This window comes from Sphingomonas parapaucimobilis NBRC 15100, assembly GCF_000787715.1.
GTDB classification, from domain to species: Bacteria; Pseudomonadota; Alphaproteobacteria; order Sphingomonadales; family Sphingomonadaceae; genus Sphingomonas; species Sphingomonas parapaucimobilis.
The window spans coordinates 1-17,337 of record NZ_BBPI01000035.1; the positions used below are offsets into that span (position 1 = coordinate 1).

General features: G+C 67.9%; 15 protein-coding genes. 7 read left to right on the forward strand and 8 right to left on the reverse strand.

Going from position 1 to position 17,337, the window contains the following annotated elements; genetic code table 11:
- From SP5_RS06455 to SP5_RS06475, 5 genes are all read left to right on the forward strand, one after another.
- Positions 1 to 2,640, forward strand: a 2,640-nt coding sequence (locus SP5_RS06455; protein WP_042485836.1) for a BapA/Bap/LapF family large adhesin, incomplete at its 5' end; no start/stop codon positions are given.
- Between the two features lie 187 nt (positions 2,641 to 2,827).
- A complete protein-coding gene (locus SP5_RS06460; protein WP_042485838.1) occupies positions 2,828 to 4,090 on the forward strand; it encodes a TolC family protein in 1,263 nt (420 codons plus the stop codon).
- Positions 4,087 to 6,228, forward strand: coding sequence for a type I secretion system permease/ATPase (locus tag SP5_RS06465; RefSeq protein ID WP_042485841.1), 2,142 nt, complete (start codon positions 4,087 to 4,089; stop codon positions 6,226 to 6,228). Before SP5_RS06460 ends, SP5_RS06465 begins: the two co-directional genes overlap by 4 nt.
- Entirely contained in the window at positions 6,225 to 7,412 is a 1,188-nt protein-coding gene (locus SP5_RS06470) for a beta-barrel domain-containing protein (RefSeq protein WP_042485844.1), read from the forward strand. The genes SP5_RS06465 and SP5_RS06470 overlap by 4 nt, the downstream gene beginning before the upstream one ends.
- 77 nt (positions 7,413 to 7,489) lie before the next feature.
- Positions 7,490 to 7,942 (forward strand): helix-turn-helix domain-containing protein, encoded by a 453-nt coding sequence (locus SP5_RS06475; protein WP_042485847.1) that lies wholly within the window; start codon positions 7,490 to 7,492, stop codon positions 7,940 to 7,942.
- A gap of 6 nt (positions 7,943 to 7,948) precedes the next feature.
- On the opposite strand, the gene SP5_RS06480 is transcribed toward SP5_RS06475, so the two are convergent.
- Together SP5_RS06480 and SP5_RS06485 are read right to left on the reverse strand one after the other, a co-directional pair.
- A complete protein-coding gene (locus tag SP5_RS06480) occupies positions 7,949 to 8,800 on the reverse strand; it encodes an IclR family transcriptional regulator (RefSeq protein WP_369386072.1) in 852 nt (283 codons plus the stop codon).
- A 64-nt stretch (positions 8,801 to 8,864) separates the two neighbouring features.
- Positions 8,865 to 9,881 (reverse strand): zinc-binding alcohol dehydrogenase family protein, encoded by a 1,017-nt coding sequence (locus tag SP5_RS06485; RefSeq protein WP_042485853.1) that lies wholly within the window; start codon positions 9,879 to 9,881, stop codon positions 8,865 to 8,867.
- Positions 9,882 to 10,020: 139 nt separating this feature from the next.
- Here SP5_RS06485 and SP5_RS06490 point away from each other — a divergent pair, with 139 nt between their 5' ends.
- Positions 10,021 to 10,359: an L-rhamnose mutarotase gene (locus SP5_RS06490; RefSeq protein ID WP_042485856.1), complete on the forward strand. Its 339-nt coding sequence runs from the start codon at positions 10,021 to 10,023 to the stop codon at positions 10,357 to 10,359.
- Positions 10,356 to 11,480, forward strand: coding sequence for a mannitol dehydrogenase family protein (locus SP5_RS06495; protein WP_042485859.1), 1,125 nt, complete (start codon positions 10,356 to 10,358; stop codon positions 11,478 to 11,480). Before SP5_RS06490 ends, SP5_RS06495 begins: the two co-directional genes overlap by 4 nt.
- 182 nt (positions 11,481 to 11,662) lie before the next feature.
- Here SP5_RS06495 and SP5_RS06500 read toward each other — a convergent pair whose 3' ends face one another.
- Genes SP5_RS06500 through fucP form a run of 6 tightly spaced genes read right to left on the reverse strand, consistent with a single transcriptional unit; the run spans position 11,663 to position 17,150 of the window.
- Positions 11,663 to 12,898 carry a UxaA family hydrolase gene (locus SP5_RS06500; RefSeq protein ID WP_245613423.1) on the reverse strand — a complete coding sequence of 412 codons (1,236 nt, stop codon included), beginning with the start codon at positions 12,896 to 12,898 and terminating at the stop codon, positions 11,663 to 11,665.
- Positions 12,895 to 13,194, reverse strand: coding sequence for a UxaA family hydrolase (locus SP5_RS06505; RefSeq protein ID WP_042485862.1), 300 nt, complete (start codon positions 13,192 to 13,194; stop codon positions 12,895 to 12,897). Before SP5_RS06505 ends, SP5_RS06500 begins: the two co-directional genes overlap by 4 nt.
- The gene (locus tag SP5_RS06510; RefSeq protein ID WP_042485863.1) at positions 13,191 to 14,219 is read right to left on the reverse strand and encodes an aldo/keto reductase; all 1,029 of its coding nucleotides are present in this window, start codon (positions 14,217 to 14,219) and stop codon (positions 13,191 to 13,193) included. The genes SP5_RS06505 and SP5_RS06510 overlap by 4 nt, the downstream gene beginning before the upstream one ends.
- Positions 14,216 to 15,103: an amidohydrolase family protein gene (locus SP5_RS06515; RefSeq protein WP_042486245.1), complete on the reverse strand. Its 888-nt coding sequence runs from the start codon at positions 15,101 to 15,103 to the stop codon at positions 14,216 to 14,218. The genes SP5_RS06510 and SP5_RS06515 overlap by 4 nt, the downstream gene beginning before the upstream one ends.
- Positions 15,100 to 15,831 carry an SDR family oxidoreductase gene (locus tag SP5_RS06520; protein ID WP_042485866.1) on the reverse strand — a complete coding sequence of 244 codons (732 nt, stop codon included), beginning with the start codon at positions 15,829 to 15,831 and terminating at the stop codon, positions 15,100 to 15,102. Before SP5_RS06520 ends, SP5_RS06515 begins: the two co-directional genes overlap by 4 nt.
- Entirely contained in the window at positions 15,831 to 17,150 is a 1,320-nt protein-coding gene (gene fucP, locus SP5_RS06525) for an L-fucose:H+ symporter permease (protein ID WP_042485869.1), read from the reverse strand. Before fucP ends, SP5_RS06520 begins: the two co-directional genes overlap by 1 nt.
- Positions 17,151 to 17,337: the final 187 nt, after the last annotated feature.

Below are 17,337 nucleotides of genomic sequence, written 5' to 3' on the forward strand. Positions count from 1 at the left end.
ATCGGCACGCTGGTTACGGGTCAGGGAGAAACAGGCGCGACCGTGACCGTGCGCGATGCGGGCGGCAACCCGATCGGCACCGCCGTCGTCGCGTCGAATGGCAGCTATACGGTCACGCTCACCAGCCCCCAGGCCAATGGCCAGACGCTGAGCGTGACCCAGGCCGATGCGGCGGGCAACGCCTCCGCGCCCAGCCCGCTGACCGCGCCGGACATCACACCACCGGCCTTGCCCGGCGCCACGATCAACGGCACGGGCACGATCGTCACCGGCTCGGGCGAGCCCGGCGCGACGGTGCGCATCCTCGGCGCGCAGGGCCAGCTGGTCGGCAGTGCGATCGTCGATGCGAACGGCGCCTACACCGCCACGCTGACCATCGCGCAGGCCAATGGCCAGGCTCTGACCGTCACGCAAGTGGACGCGGCGGGCAATGTCTCGCCCCAGGCGCCATTGGCCGCGCCCGATATCACGCCCCCGGCGATTCCCACCGCCGCGATCAACGGCACGGGCACGATCGTCACCGGCACGGGTGAAGCCGGCACCACGGTGGAGGTCCGCAATACGGGCGGCACCGTCATCGGCACCGGCACGGTCGCGGGCGGCGGCACCTATAGCGTCACCCTCACCACGCCGCAGGTCGCGGGCGAAACGCTGAACGTCGGACTTCGTGACGGGGCGGGCAATGTGTCGGGTACGGTCGCGGTCGTCGCGCCCTTCGACATCAGTGCCTTCGACAATGTCGCCTCGGCACAGGTCGACCTGGTGCCCGTGCAGACCAACGAAACGCTGGGCAATGCCAACTACACCGCGCTTGTCTCGCTGGGCTTGGTCAATCTGGACGCACAGGTGCTGGCCATCCCCAACGTCCAGTTCACGGTGCAGCAGGGCCATGTGCTGGACGCGACCTTCACCTATGACGCCACCCTGTCGCTGGGTGTCGCCAGCGGCTATTCGGTGGTGCTCCAGCGGTTCGACGGCACCAACTGGGTCGCGGTGAACGGCGGCGGCAATTCCCCGCTGCTGGAGGTCAGCCTGTTGGGCGGCAATCTGGTCGCCACCGCAGACGATCTGGCGCCGGGCCAGTACCGGGCCTTCGTCACCTTCGACAATACGCTGGGCATCGGCCTCCTCGGCGGGTTGAGCGTCACCGGCGTGGACTCGGACTTCACCGATATCGGCCAGGTCTTGCCCGCCGTGACGAACGGGAATGTCATCACCGATCCCGGCCCCACGGGCCAGGTCGATGTGGTCAGCCCGCAGACCCGCGTCGAAAGCGTCACGCTGAACGGGGTGACGACCGCCGTCACCGGCAATACGCAGGTGGTCGGGCAATGGGGCACGCTGACCATCGGCAGCGACGGCCGGTACAGCTACACCCCCAATGCGGATGCCGCCGTGCTCGGCAAGACCGACCGCTTCACCTACACCCTGCTCGACGCCAGCGACGGCGAGCGGGAGAGCGCGACGCTGACCATCTCGATCGGCAGCCCGGACATCACTGGCGCTCCGATCGCGGTCAACGATGCGGCGACGGCGGGCGCGACCTTCGTCAATGTGGTCGAAACCATCCCGGCGACGGTCGATACGTCGTTCGCCACTCCAACGGCCATCGCGCTGACCGGCGCGCGGACGGGTCAGGTCACCGACAGCTTCACGGTCGATGCCAACAGCGTGGCCAACGTCACCCTGACCGCCGCGATCGCACCCGGCCTGTCGGTCGTGCCCAACTATACGATCACCGTCACCAATGCGGCGGGCGCGGTCGTCGGCACCGCGTCGGGCACGGCCCTGGCGGGGGTCGGCGGGCTGATCGGCTCGGGCATCAGCGTGACGATGACCGGTCTGCCCTCGGGCACGTACAACTACACCGTCACCAGCACCAACATTCTGGGACTGGGCTATACGACCGACGTCTATGTGGCCGAGACGGTGACCCGTCTCGACCAGTTCGCCCTGTCCGGCACCACGCCGGTCAACGGCGATCTGCTGGCCAATGATACGCTGGGCAGCGATTTCCTGGGCATCAAGATCCTGGTCGGCGGCGAGTTCGTGGACGTTGGCGATGCAGGCCGGACCCTGGCCGGCGCCTATGGCACGCTGACCATCAACGAGGTCGGGCAATATAGCTACCAGCCCTTCGCCAACCTGGCCTATGCCGCGACCGATCCGATCGACCGCTTCACCTATCAGATCGTGCAGCCCGACGGGCAGGTCTCGACCGCGCGGCTGGACGTGGCGATCGACATCAACAACGGCGTCGCCCCCGTCTTCCCCGCGACGCTGACCGCCTTTGCGCTGGAAGACCCGGTGCAAGTGCATAGCGACGTCGTGCCGATGACGCTGGCCGTCGGTCATGACGCGGTGCCGCTGACCCTGGATCAGGCGGATGCCAGGATCGCACTGTCACCGATGGACGATCAGGGCAGCGTCGAGGATGTGCTGTCCCGCTATCTCGACGCGCAGAGCCCGGCCGGGGAACCGTTGCCGAGCGAATCTCTGGCCGATGCGGGTGATTCGTCCGTGATGCCAAGCGTTTCGGACATCAGCGCGCAGGACCCCGTGACGCATGATCCGCTGGGCTATCTGACCGTTTCGGTCGATCCCGAGCAGGAAAGGCTGGCGACCCTGCACCTGGTCTGACCATCTTGCGCATATATCCGAAAACGGAGTTGATTTCGGGTGCCGAAGGGGTTCCCCTTCGGCGCCTAATCCCTTTTTGTTTAAATAGTTTAGTCAGCCTCTTTGTCAGGGAGAGGTCAAAATGCGATCGATGAAGCGAGAGTGGCGAGAACGCTACCAGAGGCGATCGGCACGGTTCGGGAGGGTGATGATCGCGATGAGCGCCATCACGGCAACGGCTGCGGCAGAACCCGCGGTCGTGACGATGGAAAGCGCGATGCACGAGGTCCTGGCGTGGCACCCTTCGGTCGTCCAGGCGACGGCGACCATCGAGGCGCGGGCTGAGGATGTCGAGGTTGCGCGCGCGGGTTATCTGCCGCGGATCAGCGCAGGGGTCGGCAGCGGGTACGACAACCGCATCGGCAGCGCGTGGCGGCCCCGTCCGCAGGTCTCGGCGTCGCAGATGATCTATGATTTCGGCAAGGTCGCGGGCGCGGTCGAGTCCGCCCGCGCGGGCACCCGGATCGGTCGCGCAGACCTGTTGCTGGCGGTCGACGGGCTGATCCGCGACACCGGCTTCGCACTGGTGGAGGTCCAGCGCAATGCGGCGCTGCGCGCGATCGCGATGGAACAGCTGGGCCGCATCCGCGAGATCAGCGCGCTGGTCGACAAGCGGTTCGGCAAGGGCGCGACCACCCGCTCCGACGCGCTGCAGGCCCAGTCGCGCGTCGCCGCAGCCGAAGCGACGCTGACCCGGATCGAGGCGGAGCAACGGCGCTGGACGACCAGCCTCGCCTTTCTGCTCGGCCGCGAGACGGCGCCCGTGGTCGATCCGGGCGTCCCCGACTGGCTGATGGCCAGCTGCACCCGCGCCACCACCGTCGAATGGGCCGATATCCCCGCGATCATGCGTGCGCGGGCGCAATATGAGCAGGCCAGCGCCGAGAGCCGCCGGGTCCATGCCGCGCGCCTGCCGACCATCGCCCTGGCGGGCGATGCCACGACCGATGTCACCTCCCCCTTTTCCGACCGCAGCCTGTACAATTTCGGGCTGAACGTCAGCAGCGACGTGTTCGGCGGCAATGCCGTGCGCGCCCGCGCGCGCAGCGCCGATTACGGCGTCCGCGCGGCGCAGGCCGCCGAACAGGCCGCCCGCAACGAGGTCGGCCAGTCGCTCGCCGCCACGCAACAGCAGATCGCCGGGCTGTCGCAACTGCTCGGCACGCTGGCCGAACGGCAGGACAATATGGTCGAGACCGGCAAGCTCTATCGCCTGCAATATCTCGACATGGGCACGCGTACCCTGGTCGACCTGCTCAACGCCGAACAGGAATTGCAGCAGGCGCGCTTCGATGCGGTCAACACGACCCACGACCTGCGGCGGCTGGCGATCGAATGCCTTTATTATTCGGGCCGGGCGCGCGACGATTTCGGGCTGACCGGCACCTCGATCCGGGGCGTGACGCTATGAGTGGCCCGACCCAGCCACAGACCGATCCGCTCGCCTGGATCGACATGATGGGGCAGGTCGCGCGCCATTACCGTATGCCCTTTGCCGAGCAGCGCGCGCGCCTAACGACCCTGTGGCAGGGCGGCGGCGATGAAGAGGCGCGGGTTCGGGCACTCGCGCGGGCGAGCGGCCTGTCCGTCCGTTTCGTGGCGCCGGGCGCGATGCGGCTGACCAGCTGGCGGCTACCGGTCATCGCTTGGCTGAACGATGGCGAGCTGGCGCTGATCACCGGTATCGACGCCGATGGCCAGGCGGTCTTCTCGGTCGCGGGCGAGGAAGGGCAAAGCGCCCAGCGTCCGCTGTCCACGCTGGTCGAACAGACGCGCATGTTCGTCGTCCCCCGCCCCGCCCGCTCGGCGAAGGATATCCGGGTGGACAGCTATATCCGCCCCTTCGAGGAGCATTGGCTCCGCCGCCTGCTGCTTCAGGACATGAAGGGCTATGGCCATGTCGCCATCGCCTCGGTCGTGACCAACTGCCTGGGGCTGGCGGGGGTGCTGTTCTCGATGCAGGTCTATGACCGCGTCGTCCCCGCCCAGTCGATGCCGACGCTCTACATCCTGTTCATTGGCGTCATTCTGGCGACGGGGTTCGACTTCGTGCTGCGCCGCTTGCGCGTCGGGATCACCGACATTCTCGGCAAGCGCGCCGACCTGCGCCTGTCGGATGTGGTGTTCGGCCATGCGCTGCGGGTGCGCAACCGGGCGCGGCCGACCTCGACCGGCACCTTCATCGCGCAGCTTCGCGATCTGGACCAGGTACGCGACATGCTGACCTCCACCACCGTCGCGGCGGTGGCGGACCTGCCCTTCTTCTTCCTGTTCCTCGTCATCCTGGCCTTTATCGGCGGCTCGCTGGCGCTGGTGCCGGTGGTGGCGCTGATCGCGCTCCTGCTGCCCAGCCTGCTCGCCCAGCGCCGGTTGCGCGCCTATGCGACCGAGTCGATGCGCGAGACCTCGCTGCGCAATGCCCTGCTGATCGAGTCGGTACAGGGGATCGAGGATATCAAGACCCTCCAGGCCGAGGAGCGGTTCCAGCGCCAGTGGAACCACTGCAATGCGGTGGCGGGCGAGGCGCAGTTGCGGCTTCGTGGCCTGACCGCCAGCCTGTCGACCTGGGCGCAAAGCGTGCAGAATGCCGTCTACGCCACCGTCATCTTCGTCGGCGCGCCCATGGTGATCGCAGGCGACATCACGACCGGCGCGCTGGTCGCCACCTCGATGCTGGCCAGCCGGATGATGGCGCCGATGGGACAGGTGTCGCACCTGCTCGGTCGCTATCAACATGCCAAGGTCGCGGCGAACAGCCTGGACCAGATCATGGGCCTGCCGGTCGACAACCCGGATGCCGAGCATCGCATTCCCCTGCCCTCGGTCGACGGCCGCTTCACGCTTCGCGGCGCGGTGTTCAGCTACGCCGATCCCAATGCCCCCCCTGCGCTGACCGTGCCGAAGCTGGAGATTGCGAGCGGCGAGAAGATCGCGCTGCTGGGCCGCAACGGGGCGGGCAAGTCGACGCTGTTGCAGGGCCTGTCGGGCATGTTGCAGCCGGTATCGGGCGAGATCCTGCTCGACGACCTCGCTTTGCACCAGATCGATCCCGCCGATGTCCGCCGCGACGTCGCGCTGCTCACCCAGAACAGCCGGTTGTTCCACGGCACGCTGCGCGAGAATTTGACTATGGGCGCGGTGACGGCGAGCAACGAGACGATCCTCGCCGCGCTCGACATGGTGGGAGCGATCGACTTCATCCGGCGGTTGCGCGACGGGCTGGAGCATGTCGTGCTGGAGGGCGGGCTGGGCCTGTCGGGCGGCCAGCAACAGGCGCTGCTGCTCGCGCGCCTGCTGATCCGCCAGCCGCAGGTCATGCTGCTCGACGAACCCACCGCCGCGATGGATGAGGCGGCCGAGCGTCTGTTCATCGATCGTTTCCGCGCCTGGGGACAGGGCCGCACCGTCATCGTCGCGACGCACCGGATGCGCGTGCTCGAACTGGTCGACCGGATCATCGTCATCGATCAGGGCCAGATCCTGCTCGACCAGCCCAAGGCCGCCGCGCTCGCCACCATGCAGGGCGCTGCCCGGAGCCAAGCGGCATGACCGCGCTCACCCATCCCGCCGACCTGCCCTTCGCCGATGAGGGCGCGGCGCCTTTGCTGGCGGCCAAGCGGATGAACTGGGCGCTCGCCGCGCTGTTCGTCGTGTTGCTGGTCTGGGCCTGGTTCGCCAAACTCGACGAGGTGGCGACCGGCACCGGCCGCGTCGTGCCGACAAGCCGCGAACAGGTGCTGCAATCGCTGGAGGGCGGCATCCTCGCCAAGATGCTCGTTCGCCAGGACGACATCGTGAAGCCGGGCCAGATCCTCGCCCAGCTCGACCCCACCCAGGCCGGATCGACCGTCGAGGAAAGCGCCGCCAAATACCGCGCCGCGCTGGCCGCGCAAGCGCGGTTGCAGGCGGAGGTGAACGGCACGCCTTTGACCTTCTCGCGCGAACTGGATGCCTTCCCCGCGCTCAAGGCCGAGCAGCAGCGGCTCTACGATGCCCGCCGCCGCAGCCTCGCCAGCTCGATCGGGCTGATCGACGAGTCGCTCGCGCTGATCGGACGCGAGGTCGGCATCGGCGAATCCCTGATCGAGGTCGGCGCGGCCAGCAATGTCGAGGTGCTGCGCCTGAAGCGCCAGCGCGCCGACCTCGACCTGAAGAAGTCCGACCTGCGCTCGCAATATATCGTCGAGGCGCGGCAGGACCTCGCCAAGGTCAGCGAGGAGGTGGAGGCCCTCGCCCCGGTGGTGCGCGGCCGTTCCGACACGCTGCAACGCCTGACCCTGCGCTCGCCGGTGCGCGGCGTGGTCAAGAATATCGAGGTGTCGACCATCGGCGGCGTCGTGCCGCCGAACGGCAAGATCATGGAGATCGTGCCGCTGGACGAACGCCTGCTGGTCGAAGCGCGCATCCAGCCGCGCGACATCGCCTTCATCCGCCCCGGCCAGCGCGCCAGCGTCAAGATCACCGCCTATGACTATGCGATCTATGGCGGGCTGGAGGGCAAGGTCAGCAGCATCTCGCCCGACACCATCCGCGACGAGGTGAACCCGGACGTCTATTATTACCGCGTCTTCGTGCGCACGAGCGCGGACTCGCTGGTCAACAAGGCGGGCAAGCGCTTTCCGATCGTGCCCGGCATGATCGCCACCGCCGATATCCACACCGGCAGCAAGACCGTGCTGCAATATCTCCTGAAGCCGCTCAACCGCGCGCGCGAAGGATTGCGCGAACGATGACCGGCCCGCCCCGCTCCTCCCATCCGCCGCCATGCCATCGACATGATCGTCCATTGCCCCAAGCCAAGGATCACCTCATGCCCAAGGAACTTGCCGCTTTCTATCACCCCCCCGCCCATCGCGGCATTCGGCCACCCGCCATGCGCGAGGTCGGCCCCAGCCTGCTCGATCTGGCCCGCCAGACCCAGGCGATGCGCGCCACGACCGCACAGTTCTTTCCCCGCGACGTGTTCCGCGACTCCGCCTGGGACATGATGCTGGAGCTGTTCATCGCCGATCAGCAGAACCGGCCGATCTGCGTCAAGGAATTGATCCTCGTCTCGGGCGAAAGCGCGACCAGCGCGCTGCGCCGGATCGACCGGCTGGAGGGGGCGGATCTGCTGCGGCGGCGCACCGACCCGGCGGATCACCGACGCCTGGCAGTCACCCTGACCGACCGGGGCATCGATGCGATGACGGCGATGTTGCAGCATTTGTATCTGACGATGGGCAATGGCACGCAGCGGGGCACGGAAACGCGCCCCGACTGATCCGCCCTATCCGTGCGATGCAGGCCGCGCGTCGCCCGCATCGTCCCCGCGATGGCCGAGCGCTTGTGAAATACGGGCGGTGGTTGCGATCAGGATCTGCGTGGCCTCCGCGATGGAGCATTGCTGCGATCCGTCGATCGATTCCAGGAAGGGGATGGTCAGCGCCGCCATGCAGTCGCCGCCGAAACCGAAGATCGGCGCGCTGATATCCGTCACGCCGCGGGTGATCGGGCTTTCGCGCAGGCCATGGCCCTGGACGCGCACCCGCTCCAGTTCCCCGGCCAGCGACACGCGGTCGATGGCCCGGCCCTGCGCCGCCTCCGCCCGGTCCAGGATGCGCCCCAGTTGCGCCGGCGCGGCAAAGGCGAGGAGCACCTTGCCCGAACAGCTGGTGACGATATCGATCGACGCGCCCATGCGCAGGGCGAAACCGCGCGTGCCGGGATTTTCCTCGCGCGCGATGACCAGCCCCGCTCCGCCCTCGATCACCACCAGGTGACAGGACTGGCCGACATGCAGCGCCAGCGACTGCATCTCGGGCAGCGCCGCGGCGGTCAGTTGCCGCGCCGGCGTGGCCCGGTACGCGATGTCGAGGAATTTGTAGGTGACGCGGTAACGATCGTCGACCGGCGACTTTTCGAGATAGCGCGCTTCCTCCATCACCACGACGATGCGGAACAGTTCGCCCAGCGAGCGGCCCAGCGCGGTCGCCATCTCGCTGACCAGCATCCCGCCCGGATGGTTGGCCAGCAGTTCGATGATCAGGAACGCCTTGTCCAGCGCGGGTGCGGCATAGCTGCCCTTGCGCGTCCGCCCTTCGCTCGTCTTTACCCCGTCGCCCGTCATATCGTCCCTCACCGATCGAGGATTAGGGCGATGGCCCGCCCCGGGCAAGCGATGTTGCCCGGAGCCGCCGGTCCGCTCAGGCGATGGTGATGATCGCCTTCAGCACCGAATCCGCCTCGTCGATCAGTTGGGGCAGGCGCGTCGGCGCCTCGTCCAGCGTCAGCGTGTGGGTGCGGATCGCGTCGGTCGGCACCGCGCCGCTGCGGATGCTGGCGATGACATGGTCGAAATCCACCGACAGCGCGTTGCGGCTGGCGACCAGCGTCGTCTCGCGCTTGTGGAATTCGGGATCGGGGAAGACCAGATCGTCCTTGCAGACGCCGACCAGCGTGTAGCTGCCGCCATGCGCGACCCAGTTCAGTCCGGCGCGCATCGCATGGATGTTGCCGGTGGCGTCGAACACATGGTCGAACATCTCGCCCCCCGTCATCCCGGCCAGCGTCGCGCCCAGCGCCTCGTCGGCGACCACGCCCTCGCCGAAGCCCAGATGGTCGCGCGCATAGGCCAGGCGCGGGGCGCGCGTGTCGACCAGCACGATCCGACCCGCCCCGGCGATCCGCGCGAACAGCGCCGCCGCGATGCCAATCGGCCCGGCCCCGATCACCGCGACGCTCTCCCCCTCGGCGACGCCCGCCCGCCGCACCGCATGGGCGCCGATCGCCAGGAACTCGACCATCGCCGCCTGGTCGAGCGACAGGCCGACCGCATCGATCACCGCGCTTTCGGGCACCGCCAACAGCTCGCACATGCCGCCATCGCCATGCACGCCCAGGACGCTGATCCGGGCACAGCAATTGGGTTTGCCCCGGCGGCAGGCGCGGCAGGTGCCGCACGCGATATAGGGGTTCACCGTCACCACCTGTCCGACCGTGAAGGCCGAACCCTCTGGAACCTCGGCGATTTCGCCCGCCAGCTCGTGGCCGATCAGCCGGGGATATTCGAGGAACGGATGCTTGCCGCCATAGATATGATAGTCGGTGCCGCAGATTCCGGCACGGCGCATCCGGATCAGGACCTCGCCTTCTCCCCGCACCGGCACGGGCCGATCCTCGACGCGAATGTCATGCGGCTGGACACAGACCAGTGCCTTCATTGCGACCCTCTCCAGATTCCTATATGCGATTTCACTCTCACATATGCCATTGCTGGCTTGGGATGGAAACGCTAAAACATCCTCCGGCGGATGGGACGCAAAGAATGGGTCCTACCGCCCTGGAGAGAGGAGGCCCGAATTGGCCCGACGCCTGTGTTTCGCCCTGGATCTGGTCGCCGATGCCGGTCTGATCGCCGAATATGAAAAGGCCCATGCCCCCGGCGCGGCCTGGCCCGAGGTGACCACGGCGATCCGAGCCAAGGGATTCCTGTCGATGGAGATCTGGCGCACCGGCGACCGGCTGTTCATGATCGCCGAGGTGGCCGACGACTTCCCCCATGCCATCCCCGCCGAACTGGCAGCTGTCGACGCCAGATGGGAAGCCACGATGGACCGCTTCCAGAAAGCCCTGCCCCATGCCGCGCCGGGCGAAAAATGGGTGGGCATGGACCGCATCTTCTCGCTGGACGCGCCATGAGCGAGGCGGGCGTCATCCTGCAATTCGGCACCAGCCGCTTCCTGCAGGCGCATGTCGACCTGTTCGCCGAGGAGGCTCGCGCCGCCGGGCAGGCGGTGCCGCCGATCGTCATCGTCCAGACCACCCGCGACCCCGAGCGCGCGCGGCGGCTGGCCGGTTTCGCCGATCCGGCTGGCTTTCCCGTCATCCTGCGCGGCCTGCGCGACGGCACACGTGATGAGCGGACCATCCAGGTGCGCAGCGTCCGCGAAGGGCTGAGCGCGGCGGGCGACTGGGACCGGCTGGTCGATCTGGCGGTTGGGGCGGTGACGCATATCGTCTCCAACACCGGCGACAGCGGCTATGCCATCCCCGACGAAGATCGAACCGTGCCCGCCCATGATCAGGGGTCGGTGAGCTTTTGCGGGATGCTGACCGAATTGCTGCACCGGCGCTGGCAGGCCGGGGGGGCGGGCGTCACCTTGCTGCCCTGCGAACTGGTGGTGCGCAATGGCGACGTGCTGCGCGCTACTATCCTGGGCCTGGCGCGGGATCAGGGACGCGAGGTGGCGTTTCTCGACTGGCTGGAGCGGGAATGCGTCTGGGCCAACACCCTGGTTGACCGCATCGTCAGCGAACCGCTCCATCCGGCCGGTGCTGTGGCCGAACCCTATGCCCTTTGGGCGATCGAACGCCAGTCGGGCCTGGCTTTGCCCTTCCCCCATCCCGACATCGTCCTGACCGACGATCTGGAGCGGTATGAGCGGCTGAAGCTGCACATCCTCAATCTCGGCCATAGCTGGCTGGCGGCGCGCTGGCATGACGGCGGCGGTGCGGCGGACTTGACCGTCCGCGCGGCGCTGGCGGATGCGGACACGCGCGCGGCGCTGGAGCGGGTGATGGCGCAGGACGTGCTGCCGGGCTTTGCCGCGCACGGCATGGCGGAGGAGGCGCGCGCCTATATCGCGACGACGCTGGAACGCTTCGCCAACCCGTTCCTTGACCATCGGCTGTCCGATATTTTCCAGGGGCACGCCGCGAAGATCGACAAGCGGGTCGGCGGCTTCATCCGCTGGGTCGATGGCTCGGGCGAGACGGTGGCGATGCCGGAGTTGCGGGCGCTGGCGACGCACCACGCCTGAAGCTTCCCCACTGCCGTTCAGCCTGAGCGAAGTCGAAGGCTATAATGGGATGACGTTGCCTAGAATCGATGCGAGCCCCTCCCCTTCAGGGGAGGGGTTGGGGTGGGGCCTCACCGCGAACGCCGTGCTCGCCGCAACGCCCCACCCCCGGCCCCTCCCCTGAAGGGGAGATTCAGTCCTACTTACGCCGCGTTCGGCAGACAGCCCGGTCCCTTCGCCCCCGCCGCCTTGTAGGTCAGCACGAACTCCTGATGCCCCAGCGACTCCGACTTGGTCTGCGCGCCGCCCGACACCGCGACGATCAGGTCGACGATCTCCGCCCCCACTTCGTCCAGCGTCGCGTCGCCGTACAGGATGCGACCGGCATTCACGTCCATGTCGCCCTCCATCCGGGCATACATTTCCGGGTTCGCCGCGACCTTGATGACCGGCGAGATGGCCGAGCCGACCACCGAGCCGCGCCCGGTCACGAACAGGTTGATATGCGCGCCGCACGCGATCAGTTCGCCGATTTCGGCATTGTCGACGATGTTGGGGAAGCCGAACTTGGGGTCGCCCGCGGGCACCACGTCGAGCAGGTACAGCCCCGGCCCCGGCGCCTGTTCGGCGGGCAGGATGACGCCGGTGATCGGACGGCTGCCCGACTTGGCATAGGCGCCTGCCGACTTCTCTTCCTGGCTCGAAAGGCCGCCCTCGGCATTGCCGGGCGCGAAGCTGCCATAGCCCATGGCGCGATAATAACGCTCGGCCTGCGCGACCGAGGCGATCAGGTCCTGCGCCACCTCCGGCGTCGCGGCACGCTCGGCCATATGGCCCTCGCACCCGATCATCTCGCCGGTTTCCTCGAAGATGCAGATCGCGCCCGCATCGTAGAGCGTGTCGAAGGCGCGGCCGACCGCCGGGTTACCGGTGATGCCGCTGGTCCCGTCCGACCCGCCGCAGATGGTGCCGATCACCAGTTCGGACAGCGCCATGGGCACGCGCACGGCTTGCGCATCCGCCGCCGCCCGGACGCGCTCGACGGCGGCGATCCCTGCCTCCATCGCGCCGCGCGTGCCGCCCGACTGCTGGATGACGATCGTCTCGACCGGGCGGCCCTGCTCGCGCACATTGGCGGCCAGCGCCTCGCGGTTGAAGCTCTCGCAGCCCAGCGACAACAGGACGACGCCGCCGACATTGGGGTGCGTGGTCAGCGCCTTCATCATCGCCAGCGCATAGTCATTGGGGTAGCAGCCGGGAAAGCCGATCAGCTGCACACGCGGGTCGTCCATCCGGTCGACGATCCGCCGCGCGACATGATGCGCGCATTCGACCAGGTAGACGACGACGATCGCGTCGCGAATGCCCTTGCGGCCGTCGGGGCGCGCCCAGGCCTGCCAGGTCCGTTCGGCCATGGCCCCAGTCATGCCCGTGTTCATGCGTGATCTCCGTGCGCGTCGCGCAGATGCGCGGGGATATAGTCGCTTTGCATGTTGTGCATATGGACCCAGCCACCGGCGGGCGCGTCATGCGTCATCGATCCGATCGGCATGCCGTATTTGATGACCTTGTCGCCGGCCGCCAGTGCCACGACCGCCAGCTTGTGGCCCAGCGCGACGCGTTCGGTGACGGTCAGCGCATGGCCGTCGACCAGGATATGCTCGCCCGGCTCGACCGTGCGGCAGCAGACCGCGACATTGTCGGTCGGGGTCAGCCGGATGGCGGCGACGCTCATGCCCCCTCTCCCGGCAGGGGCGCGTCGGGACGGACCAGCCCCTGGTCACGCAGTTCCGTCCAGAAGGCGGACGGGATGGGTTCGGCGTAAAGTCGCATCGTGTCGGATACCTGTTGCGGATCGGCGATACCGGGAATGACGCTGGCCACCAGCGGATGGGCCAGCACGAAGGCGAGCGCGGCGGCGGGCAGCGAAACATGGTGCCGCGCGGCCACCGCCTCCAGCGCGCGGACCTTGGTCAGCACCGCCTCGGGCGCGGGCGCGTAATTATAGCGCCCGGCGGCCGCACTGCCGGTCGCCAGGATGCCGCTATTATAGGGACCGCCGACCACGATCGACGTGCCTGCCATAGCGCAGGCGGGGAACAGCGCATTGAGCGCACCCTGTTCCAGCAGGGTATAGCGCCCGGCGAGCAGGATCACGTCGAACCGCGCCGCCTCCATCAGGTCCAGGCAGACCTCGACCTCGTTGACGCCCAGCCCGAAGCCCGAGATCGCACCCTGGTCGCGCAAGCTCTCCAGCGCGCGGAACCCGCCGCCCGCGATCAGTTGCTCGCGATAGCGCGCATCGGCCTCGCCATGCGTGACCCGGCCGATGTCGTGGACGAACAGTATATCGACACGCGCCAGGCCAAGCCGTTGCAGGCTGTGCTCATGGCTGCGCAGGATGCCGTCATAGCTATAGTCGTAGCGCGGTCTGAACGGCATGGCGGAGTGGAAGCCGTCGCGCTCCCGGGCATCGGTGATGCTGGCGTCCGGGTCCATCAGCCGCCCGACCTTGGTCGAGACGAACACGTCACCCCGCCCCCGCAGCGCGTCACCGAGCCGCCGCTCGCTCAGGCCCCGGCCATAATGCGGCGCGGTATCGAAATAGCGGAGACCGGCCGACAGCGCGGCGTCCAGCGTCGCGGCGGCGCTGGCATCGTCGATCGCGGCATAGAGATTGCCCATCGCCGCCGCGCCGAAGCCCAGCTCGGGCAAGGCGCAGTCGGTCCGGCCCATCTTGCGACGGGGAATGTCGGTCATAGGTTCAGGCCCAGTCGATAGATCCGGTTGGCATTGCGCCCCCACAGGTCGCGCCGCTCGTCATCGGAAAAGCCGCTCAGCAATGTCTCGTATACGCCGAGCGTGCGATCGAGATCGGCGGCAAGCCGGTCGGTCGGGAAGTTGGTCGCGACCATCACGCGCGACGTGCCGAAGCGATCGATCACCTCAGCCACGATGTCCGCGAAATGGACCGGATCGAAACGCGGCCCGACAAAGCCCGCCCCCGACAGCTTGATCGCGGCATGGGGCATGGCTGCAAAGGCGACCAGCCCGGCGCGCCATTCCTCCAGCCCGTCCGCCGGGATGGGCAAGGCGAGGTGGTTGAGGATGACCGGCACCTCGATATGCTGCGCCGCGACCTCCGCCAGTCCCGCCAGTTGCGCGGGAAAGCCATGGAAATCATAGCTCAGCCCATGGCGACCAAGCAGCGCATAACCCGCCCGCCAGCGTGGATCGCGGGTCAGGTCACGCTCATAGGCCCGGCGCGCGGGGTCGGTCGGATGCCAGTTGATGAGGTGGCGGATGCCCTTCACCCGTGGCTGAGCCGCCTGCCACGCCAATTGCGCCTCGACCGCCGGATGGTCGAGTTCGACCCGCGCGACGATACCCCCGGGCAGGCCGTCCTCATCCGCGACGCCGTTCAGCCAGACCGTCTCGTCCGCGCCCTGGTCGGGATGCGCGCCCGCATCGACATGCACCGCACCCGCCGGATTCCACGCCGCCAGCTCCGCCCGATAATCGGCGATCCGATAGCTCGCGGCGATCGGCGCCGTCTCGGGCGCGTCCAGCCATGGGTAGCGCAGCACGGCGTGATCCCACAGGTGGAAATGCGCGTCGACAAAAGGCGGGCGCGTGTGCGTCACGCCATCGTCCACCCGCCGTCGATGGCGTGCAGCTGGCCGGTGGTATAGGCGCTCTCGTCCGAGGCGAGGTAAAGCGCGAGCGATGCGACCTCCTCGGCCCGGCCCAGCCGCCCCATGGGCTGGCGCGCGACAAAGGCGGCACGCGCCGCCTCCGCATCGCCGGTCGCGGCCAGTCGCTCGTCGAGGCTGGGCGACTGGACGGTGCCGGGGCAGATCGCGTTGCAGCGAATGCCCTTGCCGACATAGTCGAGGGCGACCGACCGGGTGATCCCCGCCACCGCCGCCTTGGAGGCGCAATAGGCATAGCGGTTGCCGACGCCGATGATCGCGCCCGCGACCGAGGCCATGTTGACGATCGAGCCGCCCCCTTGCGCGATCATCGCGGGCACGAAGGCCTGGAGCATATGGGTGATCGCATGGACGTTCAGGTCGAAGGACAGGCGATATCCGCCGTCCTGCGTCGCCAGCAGGTCGCCCGCATCGACATAGCCCGCGCAGTTGAACAGCACATCGACCGCGCCCGTCCGCTCGCCGAACGCCGCGATAGCCGCCGGATCGGTCAGGTCCAGTGTCTCGGTCGTACAGCCCCGAAGGCTGGCCAGCGCGTCGGCGTTGCGATCGACCGCGATCACCTGCGCGCCCTCGGCGGCGAACAGCTCGGCGGCGGCGCGGCCGATACCCTGTCCGGCGCCCGTCACGATCGCCCGCTTACCCTGCAGACGGTTCATCAATCTCTCTCCTTACGGCGGCCCATCATCAGGGCGAATATCGTCACGACCACAAAGCTGGCGGTCGGGACCAGCATGGCGCTGGTAATGCCGGCATGGTCGGACACCAAGCCCATCAGCGCGGTCAGCCCCGCGCCGCCGATGATCGCCATCACGATCAGCGACGCCCCCGCCCGGCGCAGCGGCCCCAACCCCTCGATCCCGAGCGCGAAGATCGTCGGGAACTGGATCGACATGAAGAAGCTGGCCGCGACCAGCGCGATCAGCCCCGGCCAGCCGCCGAGCACGGCCGCCACGGCGGTCAGCAGCACCGAAAGCCCCGCGAACAGCGTCAGCAGCTTCACCGGCCCGGCGCGGCCCATCAGCGCGCTGCCCAGGAAGCGCCCGGCGGCGAACAGCACCAGCGAGACGAACAGCGCATCCGCGCCACCCCGCTCGTTCAGCCCGACATTGGCCTGCGCATAGCGGATCGTGTAGCTCCACACACCGACCTGCGCGCCGACATAGAAGAACTGCGCGACGACCGCGCCCATCAGGCGCGGCTGGCGGAACACGTCGACGAAGCGGCCGCTGCGCCCCTCATCCTCCGCCCGCACCGGCGCGCCAGTGGGGAAACGGACCAGCGCGGTCGCGACGGCGAACAACAGCACGATGATCGCGATCGCGACATAGGGCGGTGCGATGGCCTGTACCTCGGCCTTGTAGAAGGCGGTGCGCGCGGCGGCGTCCATCGTGGCGAGCGCGCGCTCGTCATGCTCGATGCCCGACAGGATGAAGAAGCGCCCGATCAGGATGCCAGTGATCGCGCCCAGCGGATTGGCCGCCTGCGCCCAGTTGAGCCGCCGGGTCGCCCCCGCCGGATCGCCCAGCTCCCCCATCAGCGGATTGGCCGAGGTTTCGAGAAAGGCCAGGCCCGCCGCGATGACGAACAGGCCGAGCAGGAACAGCTGGTACAGGCTCGCCGCCGCCGCCGGATAGAAGAGCAGCGCGCCCGTGCCATAGAGCGTCAGCCCCAGCACGATCGCCGCCTTGTAGCCATAACGGCGCATCACCATCGAGGCGGGCACCGCGAGCAGGAAATAGCCGAGATAGAAGACCTGCTGGACGAAGCTGGTCCCGAAATCGCTGAGCGTGAAGGCCTTGCGGAATTGCGCGATCAGGATGTCGTTGAGGTTGTTCGCCATCCCCCACAGGAAGAACAGGCTGACCGTGATTATCAGCGCGGGGAGATAACCGCGCGCGACTGTGCCGCCCTGGCCTGCGGCGTCACCGCCCTGCCCCGTCACGGCCCTGGGGGGTAGATCGACAGGCAGGGCCATCAGCCATGTCCTCGCTTATGCCGTCCCGTGCCAAGTGCCGCCATGACGACTCCTTCTCCATGAAAGTCTTATTTTATGAGCGCGACTCTATGGTGGAGGCAGGGTTGATGGCAAGCGCTATCGGAGGAGTTCCGCCGGGGATGCGATTGATGCGAGAAGATATGACAAGCGGATACGGGCGCAATCT